The sequence below is a fragment of the Polaromonas sp. genome (assembly GCF_036676035.1).
Lineage (GTDB): Bacteria > Pseudomonadota > Gammaproteobacteria > Burkholderiales > Burkholderiaceae_C > Polaromonas.
Genome location: NZ_JAKFDR010000097.1, coordinates 78,230 through 95,356 on the forward strand (window position 1 = coordinate 78,230; position 17,127 = coordinate 95,356).

Sequence of the window (17,127 nt, forward strand, 5' to 3'; positions counted from 1 at the left end):
CGGCGCCTGACCTCTTGAATAAGAAGAACTCGTATGAATCTCTCCAAATTTTTTATTGACCGGCCCATCTTTGCCGGCGTGCTGTCGCTGCTCATGTTCATTGCGGGCCTGATCGCGCTGCGCTCGCTGCCGATTGCCGAATACCCGGACGTGGTGCCACCCACCGTGGTGGTGCGCGCCCAGTACCCGGGCGCCAACCCCAAGGTGATCGCCGAGACCGTCGCCACACCGCTCGAAGAAGCCATCAATGGCGTGGACAGCATGCTTTACATGAGCAGCCAGGCCACCACCGACGGCTTGATGACGCTGAATGTCACCTTCAAGCTGGGCACCGACCCCGACAAGGCGCAGCAACTGGTGCAAAACCGCGTGGCGCAAGCCGAGCCGCGTTTGCCCGAAGAAGTGCGCCGCCTCGGTGTGACCACGGTCAAGAGCTCCCCGGACCTCACGATGGTGGTGCACCTGCTCTCGCCCAATGACCGCTATGACATGACCTACCTGCGCAACTACGCGGTGCTCAATGTCAAGGACAGGTTGGCGCGCATCAATGGCGTGGGCCAGGTGCAGATCTTCGGTTCGGGCGACTACTCGATGCGCGTCTGGCTGGACCCGCAAAAGGTGGCCGAGCGCGGCCTCTCCGCCGGCGACGTGGTGCGCGCCATCCGCGAGCAGAACATCCAGGCCGCAGCCGGGGTGGTGGGCGCGTCGCCCGGCCTGCCGGGCGTGGACATGCAACTGTCCATCAACGCCCAGGGCCGCCTGCAAAGCGAAGAAGAGTTCGGCGACATCATCGTCAAGACCGACAAGGGCGGCGCCGTGACACGACTGCGCGACATCGCCCGCCTGGAACTGGGCGCGGCCGATTACGCGCTGCGCTCGCTGCTCGACAACAAGCAGGCCGTGGCCGTGCCGGTGTTCGCCGCGCCTGGCTCCAATGCCATCCAGATCTCCGACGACGTGCAGGCCGTGATGCGCGAGCTGAAGAAAAACATGCCCGAAGGCGTGGACTACGAGATCGTCTACGACACCACCCAGTTCGTACGCTCATCCATCGAGGCCGTGGTGCATACCCTGCTGGAGGCCGTGGCCCTGGTGGTGCTGGTCGTGATCGTCTTCCTGCAGACCTGGCGCGCCTCCATCATTCCGCTGCTGGCCGTGCCGATCTCGATCATTGGCACGTTTGCGGTGATGCACCTGTTTGGTTTTTCAATCAACGCGCTCAGCCTGTTCGGGCTGGTGCTGGCCATCGGCATTGTGGTGGACGACGCCATTGTGGTGGTGGAAAACGTGGAGCGAAACATCGCGGCGGGCCTGAGCCCGCGCGACGCCACCTACCGTGCCATGAGGGAAGTGTCCGGGCCCATCATCGCCATTGCGCTGGTGCTGATTGCCGTGTTCGTTCCGCTGGCTTTCATCACCGGGCTGTCAGGTCAGTTCTACAAGCAGTTCGCGCTGACGATTGCAATTTCCACCGTGATCTCGGCCATCAACTCGCTCACGCTGTCGCCGGCGCTGGCCGCCTTGCTGCTCAAAGGGCACGACGCGCCCAAAGACGCGCTGACCCGCGGCATGGACAAGGTATTTGGCCGTTTCTTCCGCGCCTTCAACAAGGCTTTTGGCCGTGGCTCCGAGGCCTACAGCGGCGGTGTCAAGCATGCCATTTCGCGCAAGACCGTGATGCTGGGCGTGTACCTGGTGCTCGTGCTGGCCACCGGTGCCCTGTTCAAGGTAGTGCCCAGCGGCTTTGTGCCTGGGCAGGACAAGCAATACCTGATCGGTTTTGCCCAGCTGCCCGACGGCGCCACGCTGGACCGCACCGAAGACGTGATCCGACGCATCGGTGACATCGCCATGAAGCAGCCCGGCGTGGAGCATGCGATTGCCTTTCCGGGCCTGTCGATCAACGGCTTTACCAACAGCTCCAACTCCGGCATTGTGTTTGTGTCGCTCAAACCGTTCTCGGAGCGTACCGGTGCGGACCAGAGCGCGGGCGCCATCGCCGGCCAGCTCAATGCCAAGTTCGGCGGCATTCAGGAAGCCTTTATCGCGATGTTCCCGCCGCCGCCCGTGCAAGGCCTGGGCACGACCGGTGGCTTCAAGCTGCAGCTGGAAGACCGCGGATCGCTGGGTTATGGCGCGCTGGACGCGGCCACCAAGGCCTTCATGGCCAAGGCCTATCAGACCCCTGAGCTGGCCGGCCTGTTCTCCAGCTTCCAGGTCAATGTGCCGCAGCTCTACGCCGACATCGACCGCACCAAGGCGCGCCAACTGGGTGTGCCGGTGACCGACGTGTTCGACACCATGCAGATCTACCTGGGCAGCCTGTACGCCAACGACTTCAACAAATTCGGCCGTACCTATTCCGTGCGAGTCCAGGCCGATGCGCCTTACCGCGCCCGTGCCGAAGACATTGGCCTGCTCAAGGTGCGCTCGACCAGCGGCGAGATGGTGCCGCTGTCGGCACTGATGAAGGTGACGCCGAGCTTCGGCCCTGAACGCGCCATGCGCTACAACGGCTTTTTGGCGGCCGACATCAATGGCGGCGCCGCGCCCGGCTATTCGTCGGGCCAGGCCCAGGACGCGGTCGCCCGCATTGCCGCCGAAACCTTGCCGCCCGGCATCAGCTACGAGTGGACCGATCTCACCTACCAGGAAATCATTGCCGGCAACTCGGCCCTGTGGGTGTTCCCGCTGGCGCTGCTGCTGGTGTTTTTGGTGCTGGCCGCACAGTATGAAAGCCTCACGCTACCGATCGCCATCGTGCTGATCGTGCCCATGGGCCTGCTGGCCGCCATGCTGGGCGTGAAGCTGACCGGCGGCGACAACAACATCTTCACGCAGATTGGCCTGATCGTGCTGGTGGGCTTGTCGGCCAAGAACGCGATCTTGATTGTGGAATTTGCGCGTGAGCTGGAGTTTGCCGGGCGCACGCCGCTGCAGGCCGCCATTGAAGCCAGCCGCCTGCGCCTGCGCCCCATCCTGATGACCTCGCTGGCTTTCATCATGGGCGTGCTGCCCCTGGTGCTGTCGAGCGGCGCCGGTGCCGAAATGCGCCACGCCATGGGGGTGGCCGTGTTCTTCGGGATGATTGGCGTCACGGCTTTCGGCCTGTTTCTCACGCCGGTTTTCTACGTGACCTTGCGCCGCCTCGCGGGCAACCGCCCGCTCAAGCTGCATGGTGAAGTGCCGCATCTCGAAGCCTTCGCAGGCAGCGGGGGTGCTGCCGCGCATGTCCAGCCAGCGGCGCCGCTCAAACATCACGAATAACAACAAAACAAGAAAGTTAAAGGAGTTCATCATGAACCGCACTTATTCAAGGCTGCGCACGGCGCTGGCGCCCCTGGTGGCTGCGCTGGTGCTGGCCGGCTGCGCCACCAGCGCATCGATTGATCCTTCCAGCCTGCCGGCCACACCGACTGCCTTCAAGGAAAGCACAGGACCCATTGCATCGGCAGCCCCTGAGGCGCAAGCGCAGGGCCCCTGGTGGAAAGTGTTTTCCGACCCCGTGCTGGACCAGTTGGTGGAGCAGGCCAGCCGCAACAACAACAGCGTGCAGGTGGCTGCCGGTCGCCTGGCACAGGCCCGGGCGATTGCGGGAGCGACCGATGCCAACCGCTCATTGCAGGTGGGCTTGGGCGCCGGCGCCGTGCGCCAGACCGACGCCGCGGCGAACAACAGGCCTAAAACGGTGGTGAGCGCCGGCGCCAACCTCTCGTACGAGGTCGATTTGTTTGGCAAGCTGTCGGGCGCATCGGACGCGGCCTCGCTGGACGCCGCTTCACGCGAAGCCTTGCTGCGCAGCACGCAACTGCTGGTGCAGGCCGATGTGGCCCAGACCTACCTGAGCCTTCGTGCGCTGGACACCGAGCGCGCACTGGTGCGTGACACGCTGCTGGCTTACCGCAACACCTTGCGCCTGACCGAAGTGCGCTTCAAGGAAGGCGATGTGGCCGAGCTGGATGTGGCGCGCGTGCGCACCGAAGTCGCCTCCACCGAGTCGGAAGCGCTGGCACTGGACCGGCGCCGCGCCGAGCTGGAACATGCGCTGGCGGTGCTGGTGGGTGAAGTCGCCTCCAGCTTCCGGGTCACGCCCGGTGAATGGGCCACCGCCTTGCCGGTCATACCGGCCGGCGTGCCCAGCACGGTGCTGGTGCGTCGTCCCGATGTGTCGGCCGCCCAGAGCACCATGCAGGCCGCACAGGCCCGCGTCGGCGTGGCCAAGGCCGCCTGGTTTCCCACCTTTTCGTTGACGGCGACCGGTGGCTATGCAGCCCCCGAGATCCAGGACCTGTTCAAAATGTCCACCCGTGTCTGGGGCGTGGGTGCGTTGCTCTCGCTGCCGCTGTTTGACGGCGGCAGGCGCGAGGCAGGCGTGCAAAACGCCAATGCCGAGTTGGACATTGCGCTGGCCAATTACCGTGAGCAGATCCTGGTGGCCTTCAAGGATGTGGAAGACCAGCTCTCTGCCCTGCGGCTGCTGGCCGATCAGTCCGAAGCGCAGTCGCGTTCGGTCGCCTCAAGCACCCGCGCCACCGTGCTGTCGGACTCGCGCTACCGCAACGGCTTGGTCAGCCAGCTCGAACTGCTGGATGCGCAGCGCAGCGAGCTGCGTAACCGCCGCCAGGCGTTGCAGGTGAAAGCGGCGCAGTACCTGGCCACGGTCGGGCTGATCCGTGCACTGGGCGGTGGCTGGATGTCCTGAACACCCCTATTGGCACTCACTGCGTGTAGAGCCCTTTCCCCTTGCAGGGGACGGCGCCTGCGGCCTGGCGAAGCCAGTTCCGCGGCCCCCGCTGTGGAGGGAACTCTTGGGTTAGCATGGGACGCTATTAAATCAATTCCCCCAGGCCTGATTCGGATTTACGATAGGAAACAGGAGAATGCGCGGGGCCGATGCATGAATGCATCCCCGGCGTTTTCTTGCCCGACCATGGTGGATAGCTGGCGGATAGCGAAAAGGGGCCCGTGATGCGCATCAGCGATGAACAGTACTTCCGAAGCTGTGTGGCCAAGGAGCGGCACCTGGCGCAATTGCTGGGGCACCAGCATATTGAAGAGTGCTATGAAAGCGCCGGGACGCTCTGGGACAACGCGCAGGCCCTGCCAAAGTGGACGCGCGACTGGCGTGCCTGCGGGCCTTTGCTGACCCAGTACCGGATTGCGCTCGCGTACGAGCAGGAGATGCAAGGGGAAGGCGCCCCTGACGGTGTCGTGATCGCCGGCGCCACCACGGTCACGCTCTCCGATCACCCCAATCGCGACCGCGCGGTGATGTATGCCATCGTCAAGGAAGTCATCCGCATCCTGGAGCACCACCACGTGGCCAAATCGGAGGAGGCGGCGCCACTTCACCCGCATCCATAACCCGTCAATGTTGCAATTTGTACGGGTGCCTTGTGCTCACTTGACGGGGTCAACCCCGCGCCAGACAATTTCCCGATGCTTTTGAGCTTTCTGTCCGGTGCTTAAGTACTGCAACCCGAAAATATCGAAACATGAAAGCGCGTCTTCGTACCCATGGCGGCGTTGCAACCTTTGCGAAGGCGTATAGCCTTCGCTGCAGCTTGCGCCTTGCCCTGGGCACGAATCCATCACTTTCATTGTGTTTCGCTACTTCCGGGTTGCAGTACCCGCCGTGTCGGTAATGGTTGCCGTGGAATTTGCCCCCAGCCTGCGCCGCCATGTGGAGTGCGCGCCGCAGTCGGTTGCGCCAGGCAGCCTGCGCGAGGTGCTGGAGGCCGCGCTGAAGGCGGCGCCGGAGTTGGCGCACTATGTGTTTGACGACCAGCGCGCGGTGCGCAAGCATGTGGCTGTGTTCGTGAACCGGCAGATGGTGCAGGATCGGATCCATTTGAATCAGCCCTTGAACCCCGGTGACCGCGTGCTGGTGATTCAGGCCCTGAGCGGCGGCTGAACCTTGAACGGGACGGCCGGTTTCACATCAGACATTGCAAGGAGTCATCATGCACACACTGCTGGTTGGCAGCCGCAAGGGCTTGTTTGTGGTTCGCGGCGCGGGCGCGCGCTGGGACATCGTGTCGCACCACTTCGCCGGCGACCCGGTCAGCCAGGTGCTGGCCGACCCGCGCGACGGCGCCTGGTACGCCGCGCTGCGCATGGGGCATTTCGGCGTCAAGATGCGCAAGAGCCAGGACCAGGGCAAAACCTGGCAGGAGATTGCCGCGCCAGCCTTTCCCACCAAACCCGAGCAGGGGCCCTGGGCCGATGACACGACGCCCTGGAACGTGGACCTGATCTGGACGCTGGCCGCCGGCAGCGCGGACCAGCCGGGCACGCTGTGGGCCGGCTGCATGCCGGCGGGCCTGTTCAAGTCCGAGGACGGTGGGGCGTCCTGGGCGCTGAACACCGCCCTGTGGGAAGAGCCGCTGCGCAAAGGCTGGTTTGGCGGCGGCTACGACCACCCGGGCATTCACTCGGTGCTGGTGGACCCGCGCGATGCCCGGCACCTCACCGTGGCGGTCTCGTCCGGCGGCGTCTGGCAAACACGCGATGGCGGCGCCAGCTGGGCGCTCACGGCGGCCGGCATGAAGGCCGACTACATGCCCGAAGAAAGCGTGTTCGACGAGAACATCCAGGACGTGCACTGCATGGTGCAATGCGCGGCCCAGCCCGATGTGCTGTGGGTGCAGCACCATTGCGGCATCTACCGCTCCACCAACGGCGCGCAGACCTGGCAGGCTATTTCCCCGCCGCAGCCCTCGGGCTTTGGCTTCGCGGTGGCCTGCGACCCGGGCAACCCGCAGCGCGCCTGGTTCGTCCCGGCGCAGGCCGATACGGTGCGCGTGCCGGTCGACGGCAAGATGGTGGTCACCCGCACCGACGACGGCGGCACCAATTTCAAAGTGCTGACCGAGGGCCTGCCGCTGCGCCACGCCTATCACCTGGTCTATCGCCATGCGCTGGACGTCACAAACGACGGCCAGACCCTGGCCATGGCCTCCACCACCGGCGGGCTCTGGCTGAGCGCCAACGCCGGCGAGGCCTGGCATGGCGTGTCACGCGATTTGCCGCCGCTGGCGGCTGTGCGGTTTGTCAAATAGCTGCCGGCGGCAAGCCTGCAGCAAGCCCCAGCGCCGAACCCATGGCCGACCTTCACGATCTGCAGCGTTTCGTCCTGGCGCAAGACCCGGTCTACACCCAGGTCTGCGCCGAGCTGGCGGCCGGCGCCAAGACCAGCCACTGGATGTGGTTTGTGTTTCCGCAGCTGAAGGCCCTGGGCCGCAGCGCCACCGCGCAGCACTACGGCATCGCGTCCCGGGCCGAGGCACTGGCCTATTGGCAGCACCCTGTGCTCGGGCCGCGGCTCAAGGCGTGCAGCGAGCTTGTCGTGGCCGTGGAAGGCAGGACGGCGCTGCAGATCTTTCATTCGCCGGACGACCTCAAGTTCCGCTCGTGCATGACGCTGTTTGCGCAGGTGGCGCCACAAGAGCCGGTATTTAACCGGGCGCTGGCAAAGTACTTCAGTGGGGAAGACGATGCGAGGACGCTTGAACTGCTGGCGTAGCGGGTGAAGGTTTGATCGCTGCGGCGTGATCAGTCCATAACCCGGCGCCCGACCCACAGGCGCTGAGGGCCTGCTCCCTTTGCCGCCAGCTTGTCGTAAGGGTTGCGCAGCCGACAGCGATCGATGGACAGGCAACCGCAGCCGATGCAGTCGTCGAGCGTGTCGCGCAACTTCTTGAGTTGGGCCATGCGTTCATCCAGATCGGCCCGCCAGGCGCCAGACAGCCGTTCCCAGTCCGCGCGGCTGGGCGCGGCGGTTGCGGGCAGGTTGGCCAATGCCGCTTCGATGTCGGCCAGCGCTATGCCCACCCGCTGCGCCACGCGGATGAACGCGACGCGCCGCAACACATCGCGCGCATAACGGCGCTGGTTGCCCTGCGTGCGGCCACTGCTGATCAGCCCTTTGGCCTCGTAAAAATGCAGGGTGGACACGGGCACGCCGCTGCGGCGCGCCACTTCGCCCACGGAGAGGGTGGGAGAGATTCCGGCTTGTTCCAGCGTCATTTTCATGGTTTCCCCTTGACCTCAACTTTACTTGAGGTTTTAGACTGCGGTTCCTGCGAGCAAATCAGCGCGCACTTTCAAGGAGTTTTTCACCATGCCCAATGAATCCTCAGCCAGCGCCAGCACCACCGCTTGCGTGTTTCGTATCGATAAATTCGTCGTGCCAGCCGACGCGCTGCCGGCCTTCATCAAGCAAATGCAGCACATCCAGGGGGCGGTGCACGGCCTGCCGGGCTGTCAGCGGGATCTGCTGCTGACGCAAACAGGGGGTGCCGGCGAGTTCAACGTGGTGCGCATGATCGAGTGGGCGAGCGCCGAGGCGGTCGCCGCCGCCCAGGCCGTCGTGCAGAAGAAGTTCGCGGATGAAGGCTTTGACCCGGCCGCATTCGTGCAGAGACTGGGGGTGCGGGCCGATTTGGGGTTTTACAGCAAGGCCTGACGGCTCCCCGGGGCCTGGTGCATTTTTAGTGTTGCTGGTTCGGTGTTGAAACGGTCAGTCATGCCGGACGATCGGCCAGAACGGGTCGTAGCCGCCCTTGCACGGCCACTTTGCGTGCGAGGGGATTTTGCCCCGCGCTTGACCTCGGGCAGGGGCGAGGTCTTAACATGGACAACGTCCCGCAAGGGGCCGCGCCATTTGTAATTTGCCTGGCTTCGAGGAGCACCATGTCCATTGAGCTGAATCACACGATTGTTCCGGCCCGCGACCCACGGGCCTCGGCGGCCTTCCTGGCCGAAATTCTCGACCGTCCGGCGCCCGTCATATTCGGCCCGTTCCACGGCGTCGAGCTTGACAACGGCGTCACCCTCGACTTCATGCGTGTCGATGGCGACATCGCCTGGCAGCACTACGCCTTTCTCGTGAGCGAGGACGAGTTCGATGAGATTTTCGGACGCATCCGCGAGCGCGGGCTCCCCTACTGGGCCGATCCCGGCCACCACCAGAGCGGCAAGATCAACCACGGCGACGGCGGCCGCGGTGTCTACTGGAGCGACCCTGACGGCCACAACCTCGAGATACTCACCCGTCCCTATGGCAGTGGCGGCAGCGGCGGCTGACCTGGCAGAGGGCGCGGTGCCGATTCGGCCGCTGTGCTGCTTTTCAGCCTCCGCTCACACCAGCCGACCGCCATTGGCATCGTCCCAATGGAAGATCAGATGCGCACGCGGCCTTGTCGTTGCGATCAAACGGGCATTCGGTTCGTCGGTTCCGGCGACCCATTCCAGTGCGGCCTGCCGGCTACGGCCAAACAATTCGTGGCGTTGTGCGAGGCGACCGGTGCGCAGGCCGTCATCGATCTCGACGTACCACACTTCGTCCAGCAACGCCGCTACGTTCGCCCAAGGGCCGTCTTCGAGCAGGAGGTAGTTGCCTTCGGTGATGACGAGCTTTGTCTGCGGGAACACGGGAATGGAACCGGCGATCGGTTCCTCGATTTCGCGCCGGAACTCGGGCGCATAGACGATCTCGTCGTCGCGCTGTTGGCGCAGACGCTGCAGGAGTGCCGCGTACCCTGCACTGTCAAAGGTGTCGGGTGCACCCTTGCGGTCGGCGCGCCCGAGCCGCTCCAACTCGATGTTGGCCAAGTGGTAGCCGTCCATCGGCACCACCTGTGACACATCGGGAAAGGCACGCTGCAAAGCCAGCGCGAGCGTTGATTTGCCCGCGCCGGGCGCCCCGACCAGGCCGAGCAGCTTGCGACGCCCATCCTTCATCAGGTTCGTCAGGCGCGCCAAGTGGCCAGCGGGAACCGCCGGCAAGGTTTTGAAATCAGCTGACATCTTCATCTCTCGTGGAACGGCCTTGTTTGTCTTGCGCCCAGAACCTCGTTCTGGTCATGCTTGCGCAAACATGGACACAGTGAAACCGGTTTTAGGCGAGCCCACGCACGCCTGCGAACGTCGCAACCCAGTTGAATTGCGAGTCCTGGATGAAGCATACCTACTCCGGATGGCGCACGGGTCACGCACGGGTCAATCAGCAAAGGGCTGGGTTTGTTGACAGTATCGCGCTTGTTGACTCGCTGGCATGCTCAGCACCGGCGCGCACGCCGGTCGGCCTCAGTCGGGCTCGGCATCTTCGAGCAGCGAGAACCGCACCGGCAGGATCTCCCTGGTCGACACCGCATCGTTGGCGTCTTTCTCAACCAGGATGAGTTGCTGGTCATCGGGCAGACCGGCGGGGATCACCATCTTGCCGCCGGGTTTCAACTGGTAGATCAGCGGTGGCGGGATCAGCTCGGCAGCCGCCGTGACGATCACCTTGTCGAACGGCGCGTGTTCGGGCCACCCACCGCAGCCGTTGCCGATCTTGATTTCGACGTTGGCATAGCCCTCTCGGGCCAGCCGCTGCCGAGCCTGCACAGCCAGCTCTTCAATGATTTCGATGCTGTAGACATGCTGCGCGAGTTCCGCCAGGATCGCTGTCTGGTAGCCCAGCCCGGTGCCGATCTCGAGGACCGTGTCGGTCGGGCGCAGATCGAGCAGGTCGGTCATCACCGCGACGATGAACGGCTGCGAGATCGTCTTGTCGAAGCCGCTTGGCAGGGGCGTGTCGGCGTAGGCGTAGGGCCGCAGTTCGAGCAGCACGAACTCGTGGCGCGGCACCTTGGCCATGGCGTTCATGACCCGCGGGTCCAGCGCCGCTTTGCCCAGCCGCGCGCTGGAAAAAATCGTCTTGGCGGCGATTTCCGCGAGCATGGACTGGCGCAGGGCCGGGAAATCCGGTTCGGTCATGGGGCCTCCTGGAGGAAGTGGCGCGGCACGCCCATCCTACGCCCGCCTCCGGGGTGAGTGCAAGGCCCGGAATGGCGTGGGATGGGCGTGCGCAAGAGCCATCACCGGGCCTTGGCCCGAAAGCTGATGCCCAACGCTCGCGGCCGCCAGCTGAACCGACTATGATGAAGTGAAGACAGATAAAGGCGGGAATAAGGGCGGTGGCACTCTGCGCTGCCTTTGTGCACGCGAGCCACGGACCTCATGGCACCGGGCTCGGTTCTTCTGGAGCGTTGACCCATGGGCAAAGACAGTCGTCGGTGGTCAGAGGCGTCGGAGGTCATTCCGATGTTCCCCAGCTTGGTCTGGAAGACCGAGATCGAGTCGGGCCTGCGCGATGCCATGGGCGCACAGATCCTGGCGGCGCTGGCCGACATGAGGCGCGACGCCCCCCCGCTGGCACCGGGTCAAGGCTGGCAGTCGGTACAGAACCTGCATGAACACGAGGCCATGCGCGAGCTCGTCTCGTGCATCGACCACTGTGCGACGGGCGTCCTCCGATTCCTGCGGATCGGCGCCGCGGACTACGAGATCACAGGCTGCTGGGCCACCGTTTTGGCGCGCGGGGCCTCCCACAAGCTTCACAGCCACCCCAACAATTTTCTCAGCGGCGTTTACTACGTCCGCACCTGCGAGGGCGCCGACACCATCAACTTCCACGATCCCAGGCTACAGGCCAGCGTCATCAGGCCGCCGGTCACCGAACTCACGGCGGAGAACACGGATCAAGTCGTGGTCCGGGTGCGCGATGGCACGCTGCTCTTGTTCCCCTCCTACCTGGAGCACTCCGTCGATGCCAACAAGAGCGACAACGAGAGGATCAGCATCAGCTTCAATCTGATGTTCACCTCGTTCGCGCAGCGGCTTAGCAAGCCGCTGTGGTGAGAGCGAAGTTGGGCCAACTAACACGGGAGAGTTTTATGCCTATAAAAGGAAGAATCAGTCTCGGGGAGTTTATTCGCGACGTGAAGAAAGAACTCGTCGAGGCCGTAAAGAATCGCGGTGATGAACCTTTCTTTGCTTTGACGGACGTGGAACTTGAAGCGTCCTTCTCGCTTGAGGCTGAGGGTGAGGTAGGAATGAAGTTCATCGTTGAGGCGAAGGGCGCGACTACTGCGAGCCAAGTTCACAAGGTTACTTTGAAGTTCAAGACGCTAGCTCAGGGTGACGAAGAGGTGCTCGCTGATGAAGCCAGTGAGATCGTGAAATCCATCAAACGACTATCTGCCGAAGAAATTGGCCAGACAATACTGCCGGGGCCAAAGATAGAGCCGCCATTGCGAATTGGCCCCATCCCACTGCAGAGCATTGACCCAACTGGGTTACCCTCAAAGCTACCCGGACCAAATATTGGCTTCAAGGACTTCAAAGATAAGTAGGCCCAACAACGCGCTCCAGCGGGACGGCCAACCCGCTGGAGCGCGGGCGCTATAGTGCAGGTAACGCAGGCGCCGCCACCCATGCTGTCATCCTGAGCGAAGTCGAAGGGCTCAGGATGACAAAGCATGCCGCACGATTTTCGGACTGCTGGGCAACCCTTTCGAGGCGGCAACCCGCGACTATTGTCAGCGCCGTCATGTCGCGCTGCCTGGTCGGGGCGTGGGTGTCGCTCACGTCGAACGATCGCTTCCGATCGTCGATCATCCTTTATTCTTGTCGCAGAAAGTCAGAGGTGCAGCTTTATGTCTATCGAACTGGGCAAGGAGATACGGGCAATCGCCGTGCAATCAATCGAGCGCTACTTCCAGGAAGAATTCGAGGAAGACATTGGCAACATCCGGGCTGCGGCATTGCTCAGTTTCTTTCTGGATGAGGTCGGTCCCAGCGTGTACAACAAGGCCGTGACGGATGTCCAGGAACGCCTCACGGCGCGTATCACTGAGGTCGATGTCGAGTGCCATGAAGAAGAATTTGCATACTGGCATCAGAAGGCTCGACATGGGAGGCGGTAGCGTGCCTTCGTCATCCGAATGTAGGTGAGCCGCTCAGAAATTCAGGAGATTGCGGCGCACATTCAGCAAGTGCTTCACCGTCAGGTCCCTGGCCCGGGCGAGATCGCGGTCCTTGAGGGCGCTGACGAGCAGGCGATGCTCGTTTTGGTAGGCGACGCGGCGCTCAGGGGTGACGCTACGCTTTTTCAGCATGCCCCATTCGCCCTGGGCACGAATCTGGTTCATGAGCTTGAACACGTTCGTCACGAATGAATTGTGGGCCGCGTCGGCGATGACCTCGTGCAGCATCCCGTCCCAATGCTCGAACTCCTCCACCGTGCCGGCGGCCTCGGCCTTGGCGCAGCACGCCTCCATCCGGTCGAAATCGGCGGCGGTCGCGTTCCCGACCACCATGTCGATGATCGCCGGCTCCAGCGCCAGCCGTGCCTCCATGAGTTCGGCCGGACTGGTCAACCGCACCGGGTCGCCCGTGGCCAGGCTCATCAGCGTCGAGGCCGCCTGCTCGGTGACGTAGGTGCCGCTGCCGACCGTCTGGCTGATCAGGCCGCGATCTTTCAAATCCTGGAAGACTTTGCGGACCGTGGTTCGGCTGATCTTGAACTGCTCGCTCAGTTCCCGTTCGGTGGGAAGCCTGTCGCCCGCAGACCATTTACCCGATTGCAGGTTTTCGAGAATGGCGTCACGAAGGGGGAAGGAGATGTCCACGGATTTCCTGAGGCTGGAAGGTTGAAAACGAGAAGACCAAATAATACCAATTTGTCAAGTAAGCGCAGAAGAAGTCAGCCTCCCTTGGTGCCGAGGCTTGACTTGGTTTTGTTTTGGTCTATTATTGGAGCTTATTGGTATTTATTGGTTGATGAATAAGTCAACCGTCATGTCAAACCATGGGTGTCAGCGCACCCACTTTCAGGAGTAGCCCTTGCGAATCGCAACCTATGTTCAGAATGGCAAACGCCACGTTGGTATTGTTTCCGTTGATGGCCAGCACCTCACCCCTTTCAGGCTGGCTGAAGAAAGCGCGCAGCGCGGTGCACTGGCGCTGATTGAAGCGCTGGCATCGGGTGCCGCGCTGCCCTCCACGGAAACGACTCCTGTCCCGGTGTCGTCGGTGAGGCTGGAGGCCCCGCTGCCCGTACCGCGGCGCAACCTGTGGTGTGTGGGCCGCAACTACCATGCCCATGCCAAGGAACTGCAAGCCTCGGTGTTCAAGGACAACGATAGCAACCCGGAGTCCTGGCCCATCGTATTTACCAAGGTGCCCGAGTGCGTGGTGGGGCCGCATGACGACGTGCAGGTGCCCGGTGCCGGCGTGTCGGAGCAGATCGACTACGAAGCCGAACTGGCCGTGGTGATCGGCAAGGGCGGCAAGAACATCAGCCGTGACCATGCCATGACCCATGTGTTCGGCTATACGGTGGTCAACGACGTGACGGCCCGCGACGTGCAGATGCGCCACCAGCAGTGGGACATGGGCAAATCGTTCGACACCTTCTGTCCGATGGGCCCGTGGATTGTGACGGCCGACGAGCTCGACGGTGCCCGGACCCGTGTGCGCTGCTGGGTCAATGGCGAACTGCGTCAGGACGGCCCGACCGAGAACCTGATTTTCGACATCCCCACGCTGATCGAGACCGTCTCGCGCGGCATCACGCTCTACCCCGGCGACATCATTGCCACCGGCACGCCGGCGGGCGTGGGCCTCGGCATGAAGCCCTCGCGCTTTCTCAAGGCCGGTGATGTGGTGCGGGTCGAGATCGACGGCCTGGGCGCCATCGAGAACAAGTTCGTTTGACATGGCGGCGTGATGCCGTCTCGGCCGGTTCCAGCAATGAGAGGGGTTCCAGAACCCCTGCCCCGTGATCTGAGGAGACAAAAATATGAACGTACGTCGCAAGATTCTCAAGGCCTTGAGCCTTCCCGTGCTGGCGAACATGGGGGCCCTGCCCGCCATGGCGCAGGACGACTACCCGAGCCATCCGGTCACGATGGTGGTGCCGTTTCCGCCTGGCGGGGTGGCTGATACGGTCGGACGTCCGGTGGCGGAAGCCATGGGCCGCTACCTGAAGCAGTCGGTGATCATCGAGAACAAGGGCGGCGCCGGTGGCGGCATCGGCATGGGTCAGGTGGCCAGGGCCAAAGCGGATGGGTACACGCTGCTGATGGCGCTGTCCTCCATCGTCGTGCTGCCGGAGGCGGACAAGGTGCTCAAGCGCTCACCGATGTACCAGCTGGATCAGCTCAAACCGATCGCGCGATTCACGGCCGATCCAACCGTGCTGGTGGTTCGGGCCGAAAGCCCCTGGAAAACCTACGCCGAGTTCATCGCCTACGTGAAGTCCCATCCGGCCAAGGTGTCGTTCGGATCGTCGGGCAACTATGGAACCATGCATGTTCCGATGGAGCAATTGAAAGCGGCGACTTCAAGCTACATGCTGCATGTGCCCTACAGCGGCGCCGGGCCGGCCGTGATCGCCCTGCTGTTCGGACAGGTGGATGCGCTGTCCACCGGGCCCGCGAGCGTCGTCCAGCACATCAAGGCCGGCAAGCTGAGAGCGCTGGCCCATTGGGGAGAGGGGCGGTTGGCGGTGATGCCGGACGTCCCGAGCTTCAAGGAGCTGGGCGTGCCGGTCGCGTACTCCCAGTGGGCGGGCATGTTCGCCCCGGCGGGAACGCCCGCTGCCGTGGTCGAGAAGTTGCGCCAGGCGGCCAAGTTTGCTGCGCAGGACCCGCGCGCGGTGCAGGCGTTGACCTCGGCAGGAACGTCTTTCCAGCCGCAGGACGCGCCCGATTTCGAGCGCTTCGTGCAGGCGGATGCGCGGGCGATGGCATCGCTGGTGCAGCGCATCGGGAAAGTAGACTGACTGCAGGCGCAGGGCTGTCACGCCAGCACCAGCGGGCAGTCACGCGCCCGCATCGGTTAGGGCCTGAGGGGTGCCGCCTGCACCGGCAGCCTCAGACCCACGCCAATGCGGTTCCAGGTGCTCATTTGCGCAGCGGCAACGGTCAGCTCGGCCACTTCACGGTCATTGAAGTGCTCTGCCAGCGCGGCATAGTCCGCATCGGGCGCCTGCGTCTCCCGGATCAGCGTCAGGCTTTCGGCCCAGTTGAGCGCGGCGCGTTCACGTGCGCTGAAAAAGGACACCTCGCGCCATGTGATGAGGCTGTTGAGCCGTTGCAGGTCTTCGCCCTGCGCCAGCAGGTCGCGCGCATGCAGGTCCACGCAGTAGGCGCAGCCGTTGATCTGCGAGACCCGCAGGTGCACCAGGTCCAGCAGCTTTTTGCCCAGGGTGGATTTGTTCAGCGCAGTGTTGACGCCCACCAGGGCGCGAAAAGCTTCGGGAGCCAGTTCCGGGTAGGGCAGGCGTGCAGTCGTGTTCATGAAAACTCCTTGTGAATGACCATTCAGAAATTGAACGCTCACCTGCAAGACGAAGGAGCTAGCCGATTTGTGACATGAGGCGCGCCAACTTGTGCGGATTGCGCTGCGCGCGAATCTCGGCCACGCGGCCGGCTTCGAAATAAATCGCCTGCACCGACTCCAGTTGCCCATCCACAAAACGCAGCAAGCCCGGCATGCCGTTGATGCCGGCAATCTCCAGCCGCATGGCGGGGCCATGGCGGCGCGCCAGGGCAAAGTAATACTGGGCCAGGCGCTGGCTGCCGCGCAGCACCTTGCCGAAAGAGGGCACCACGCCGCCGCCGTCGCTGATCAAGGCCACGTCGTCGCTGAGCAGGGCCTTGAGCGCCTTCATGTCACCGGTTCGGGCCGCCGCGGCAAATCGCTCAAGCAGTTGCAGGTGCTGCTCGCGGCTCACGCTGAAGCGGGTTTTTTCGGCGCGGACCTGGCTTTTGGCGCGGCTCACCAACTGGCGGCAGGCGGCCTGGCTTTTGCCCAGTGTCTGGGCGACATCGGCGTAATCGGCATCAAACACCTCGCGCAGCAAAAAGGCGGCGCGCTCGTCGGGCGTCAGCTTTTCCAGCACCGCGAGAAAGGCCAGCGAAATGTCGCCCGCCAGTTCCAGCATCTGCTCCGGCGAGTCCGGCCCATCGGTGAGCAGCGGCTCGGGCAGCCAGAAGCCGGCGTAGTGCGCGCGCTCGGCTTTGACGGCGCGCAGCCGGTCTATGGACAGGCGCGTGACGACCGTGACCAGCCAGGCCTCGGCGCTTTGCAGCGCTTCGGGCCGCGCCGCGCTCCAGCGCAGCCACGCATCCTGCACCACATCTTCGGCATCGGCGCGCGAGCCCAGCATGCGGTAGGCCAGCCCCATCAGGCGCGGGCGGTGGCTATGGAAAGTGTCAGCGGAATCGGAGGCGGCGGTGAGGGGCAAGGGGTCCATGGTCAAGACAAGACGTGCAAGACCCTGGGGTTGTG

19 protein-coding genes are annotated in these 17,127 nt (G+C 63.6%); 13 read left to right on the forward strand and 6 right to left on the reverse strand.

The features are described from left to right. The first annotated feature begins 33 nt into the window (after positions 1-33). From V6M61_RS14130 to V6M61_RS14155, 6 genes are all read left to right on the forward strand, one after another. Positions 34-3,267: an efflux RND transporter permease subunit gene (locus V6M61_RS14130; protein ID WP_332777212.1), complete on the forward strand. Its 3,234-nt coding sequence runs from the start codon at positions 34-36 to the stop codon at positions 3,265-3,267. Positions 3,268-3,298: 31 nt separating this feature from the next. Then, positions 3,299-4,702, forward strand: a complete 1,404-nt coding sequence (locus V6M61_RS14135; protein WP_332777213.1) for an efflux transporter outer membrane subunit — start codon at positions 3,299-3,301, stop codon at positions 4,700-4,702. Between the two features lie 266 nt (positions 4,703-4,968). Beyond that, positions 4,969-5,364, forward strand: a complete 396-nt coding sequence (locus tag V6M61_RS14140; RefSeq protein ID WP_332777214.1) for an aminoacyl-tRNA synthetase — start codon at positions 4,969-4,971, stop codon at positions 5,362-5,364. Between the two features lie 280 nt (positions 5,365-5,644). Then, a complete protein-coding gene (locus V6M61_RS14145) occupies positions 5,645-5,914 on the forward strand; it encodes a MoaD/ThiS family protein (protein WP_332777244.1) in 270 nt (89 codons plus the stop codon). A gap of 49 nt (positions 5,915-5,963) precedes the next feature. After that, on the forward strand, positions 5,964-7,061 hold the full coding sequence (locus V6M61_RS14150) for a WD40/YVTN/BNR-like repeat-containing protein (RefSeq protein WP_442957783.1): 1,098 nt from the start codon (positions 5,964-5,966) through the stop codon (positions 7,059-7,061). Positions 7,062-7,102: 41 nt separating this feature from the next. Next, positions 7,103-7,525, forward strand: a complete 423-nt coding sequence (locus tag V6M61_RS14155; RefSeq protein ID WP_332777215.1) for a DUF1810 domain-containing protein — start codon at positions 7,103-7,105, stop codon at positions 7,523-7,525. Positions 7,526-7,554: 29 nt separating this feature from the next. Here V6M61_RS14155 and soxR read toward each other — a convergent pair whose 3' ends face one another. Next, positions 7,555-8,034, reverse strand: a complete 480-nt coding sequence (soxR, locus tag V6M61_RS14160; protein ID WP_332777216.1) for a redox-sensitive transcriptional activator SoxR — start codon at positions 8,032-8,034, stop codon at positions 7,555-7,557. A gap of 88 nt (positions 8,035-8,122) precedes the next feature. On the opposite strand from soxR, the gene V6M61_RS14165 reads away from it, so the two are divergent. Beyond that, positions 8,123-8,467, forward strand: a complete 345-nt coding sequence (locus tag V6M61_RS14165) for an antibiotic biosynthesis monooxygenase (protein ID WP_332777217.1) — start codon at positions 8,123-8,125, stop codon at positions 8,465-8,467. A 227-nt stretch (positions 8,468-8,694) separates the two neighbouring features. Next, complete coding sequence (locus V6M61_RS14170; RefSeq protein WP_332777218.1) at positions 8,695-9,087, forward strand: VOC family protein; 393 nt, start codon at positions 8,695-8,697, stop codon at positions 9,085-9,087. A 54-nt stretch (positions 9,088-9,141) separates the two neighbouring features. On the opposite strand, the gene V6M61_RS14175 is transcribed toward V6M61_RS14170, so the two are convergent. Together V6M61_RS14175 and V6M61_RS14180 are read right to left on the reverse strand one after the other, a co-directional pair. Then, the gene (locus tag V6M61_RS14175; protein WP_442957784.1) at positions 9,142-9,810 is read right to left on the reverse strand and encodes a nucleoside/nucleotide kinase family protein; all 669 of its coding nucleotides are present in this window, start codon (positions 9,808-9,810) and stop codon (positions 9,142-9,144) included. 279 nt (positions 9,811-10,089) lie between these two features. After that, entirely contained in the window at positions 10,090-10,764 is a 675-nt protein-coding gene (locus V6M61_RS14180) for a protein-L-isoaspartate(D-aspartate) O-methyltransferase (protein WP_332777220.1), read from the reverse strand. Positions 10,765-11,043: 279 nt separating this feature from the next. On the opposite strand from V6M61_RS14180, the gene V6M61_RS14185 reads away from it, so the two are divergent. The 3 genes from V6M61_RS14185 to V6M61_RS14195 all read left to right on the forward strand — a co-directional run bounded on the left by V6M61_RS14185 (position 11,044) and on the right by V6M61_RS14195 (position 12,755). Then, positions 11,044-11,688, forward strand: a complete 645-nt coding sequence (locus tag V6M61_RS14185) for a 2OG-Fe(II) oxygenase family protein (protein ID WP_332777221.1) — start codon at positions 11,044-11,046, stop codon at positions 11,686-11,688. A 35-nt stretch (positions 11,689-11,723) separates the two neighbouring features. Beyond that, a complete protein-coding gene (locus tag V6M61_RS14190) occupies positions 11,724-12,182 on the forward strand; it encodes a trypco2 family protein (protein ID WP_332777222.1) in 459 nt (152 codons plus the stop codon). A gap of 303 nt (positions 12,183-12,485) precedes the next feature. Further along, positions 12,486-12,755 carry a DUF2164 domain-containing protein gene (locus tag V6M61_RS14195; RefSeq protein WP_332777223.1) on the forward strand — a complete coding sequence of 90 codons (270 nt, stop codon included), beginning with the start codon at positions 12,486-12,488 and terminating at the stop codon, positions 12,753-12,755. Positions 12,756-12,788: 33 nt separating this feature from the next. Here the strand turns inward: V6M61_RS14195 and V6M61_RS14200 are convergent, their stop codons facing one another. Beyond that, entirely contained in the window at positions 12,789-13,460 is a 672-nt protein-coding gene (locus V6M61_RS14200; protein WP_332777224.1) for a FadR/GntR family transcriptional regulator, read from the reverse strand. A gap of 214 nt (positions 13,461-13,674) precedes the next feature. Here V6M61_RS14200 and V6M61_RS14205 point away from each other — a divergent pair, with 214 nt between their 5' ends. Both V6M61_RS14205 and V6M61_RS14210 read left to right on the forward strand, forming a co-directional pair. Continuing rightward, on the forward strand, positions 13,675-14,547 hold the full coding sequence (locus V6M61_RS14205; RefSeq protein ID WP_332777225.1) for a fumarylacetoacetate hydrolase family protein: 873 nt from the start codon (positions 13,675-13,677) through the stop codon (positions 14,545-14,547). Positions 14,548-14,632: 85 nt separating this feature from the next. Further along, positions 14,633-15,616 carry a Bug family tripartite tricarboxylate transporter substrate binding protein gene (locus V6M61_RS14210; protein WP_332777226.1) on the forward strand — a complete coding sequence of 328 codons (984 nt, stop codon included), beginning with the start codon at positions 14,633-14,635 and terminating at the stop codon, positions 15,614-15,616. 56 nt (positions 15,617-15,672) lie between these two features. Here the strand turns inward: V6M61_RS14210 and V6M61_RS14215 are convergent, their stop codons facing one another. Together V6M61_RS14215 and V6M61_RS14220 are read right to left on the reverse strand one after the other, a co-directional pair. After that, positions 15,673-16,134, reverse strand: a complete 462-nt coding sequence (locus V6M61_RS14215; RefSeq protein ID WP_332777227.1) for a carboxymuconolactone decarboxylase family protein — start codon at positions 16,132-16,134, stop codon at positions 15,673-15,675. 58 nt (positions 16,135-16,192) lie between these two features. Next, the gene (locus tag V6M61_RS14220) at positions 16,193-17,092 is read right to left on the reverse strand and encodes an RNA polymerase sigma-70 factor (protein WP_332777228.1); all 900 of its coding nucleotides are present in this window, start codon (positions 17,090-17,092) and stop codon (positions 16,193-16,195) included. Positions 17,093-17,127: the final 35 nt, after the last annotated feature.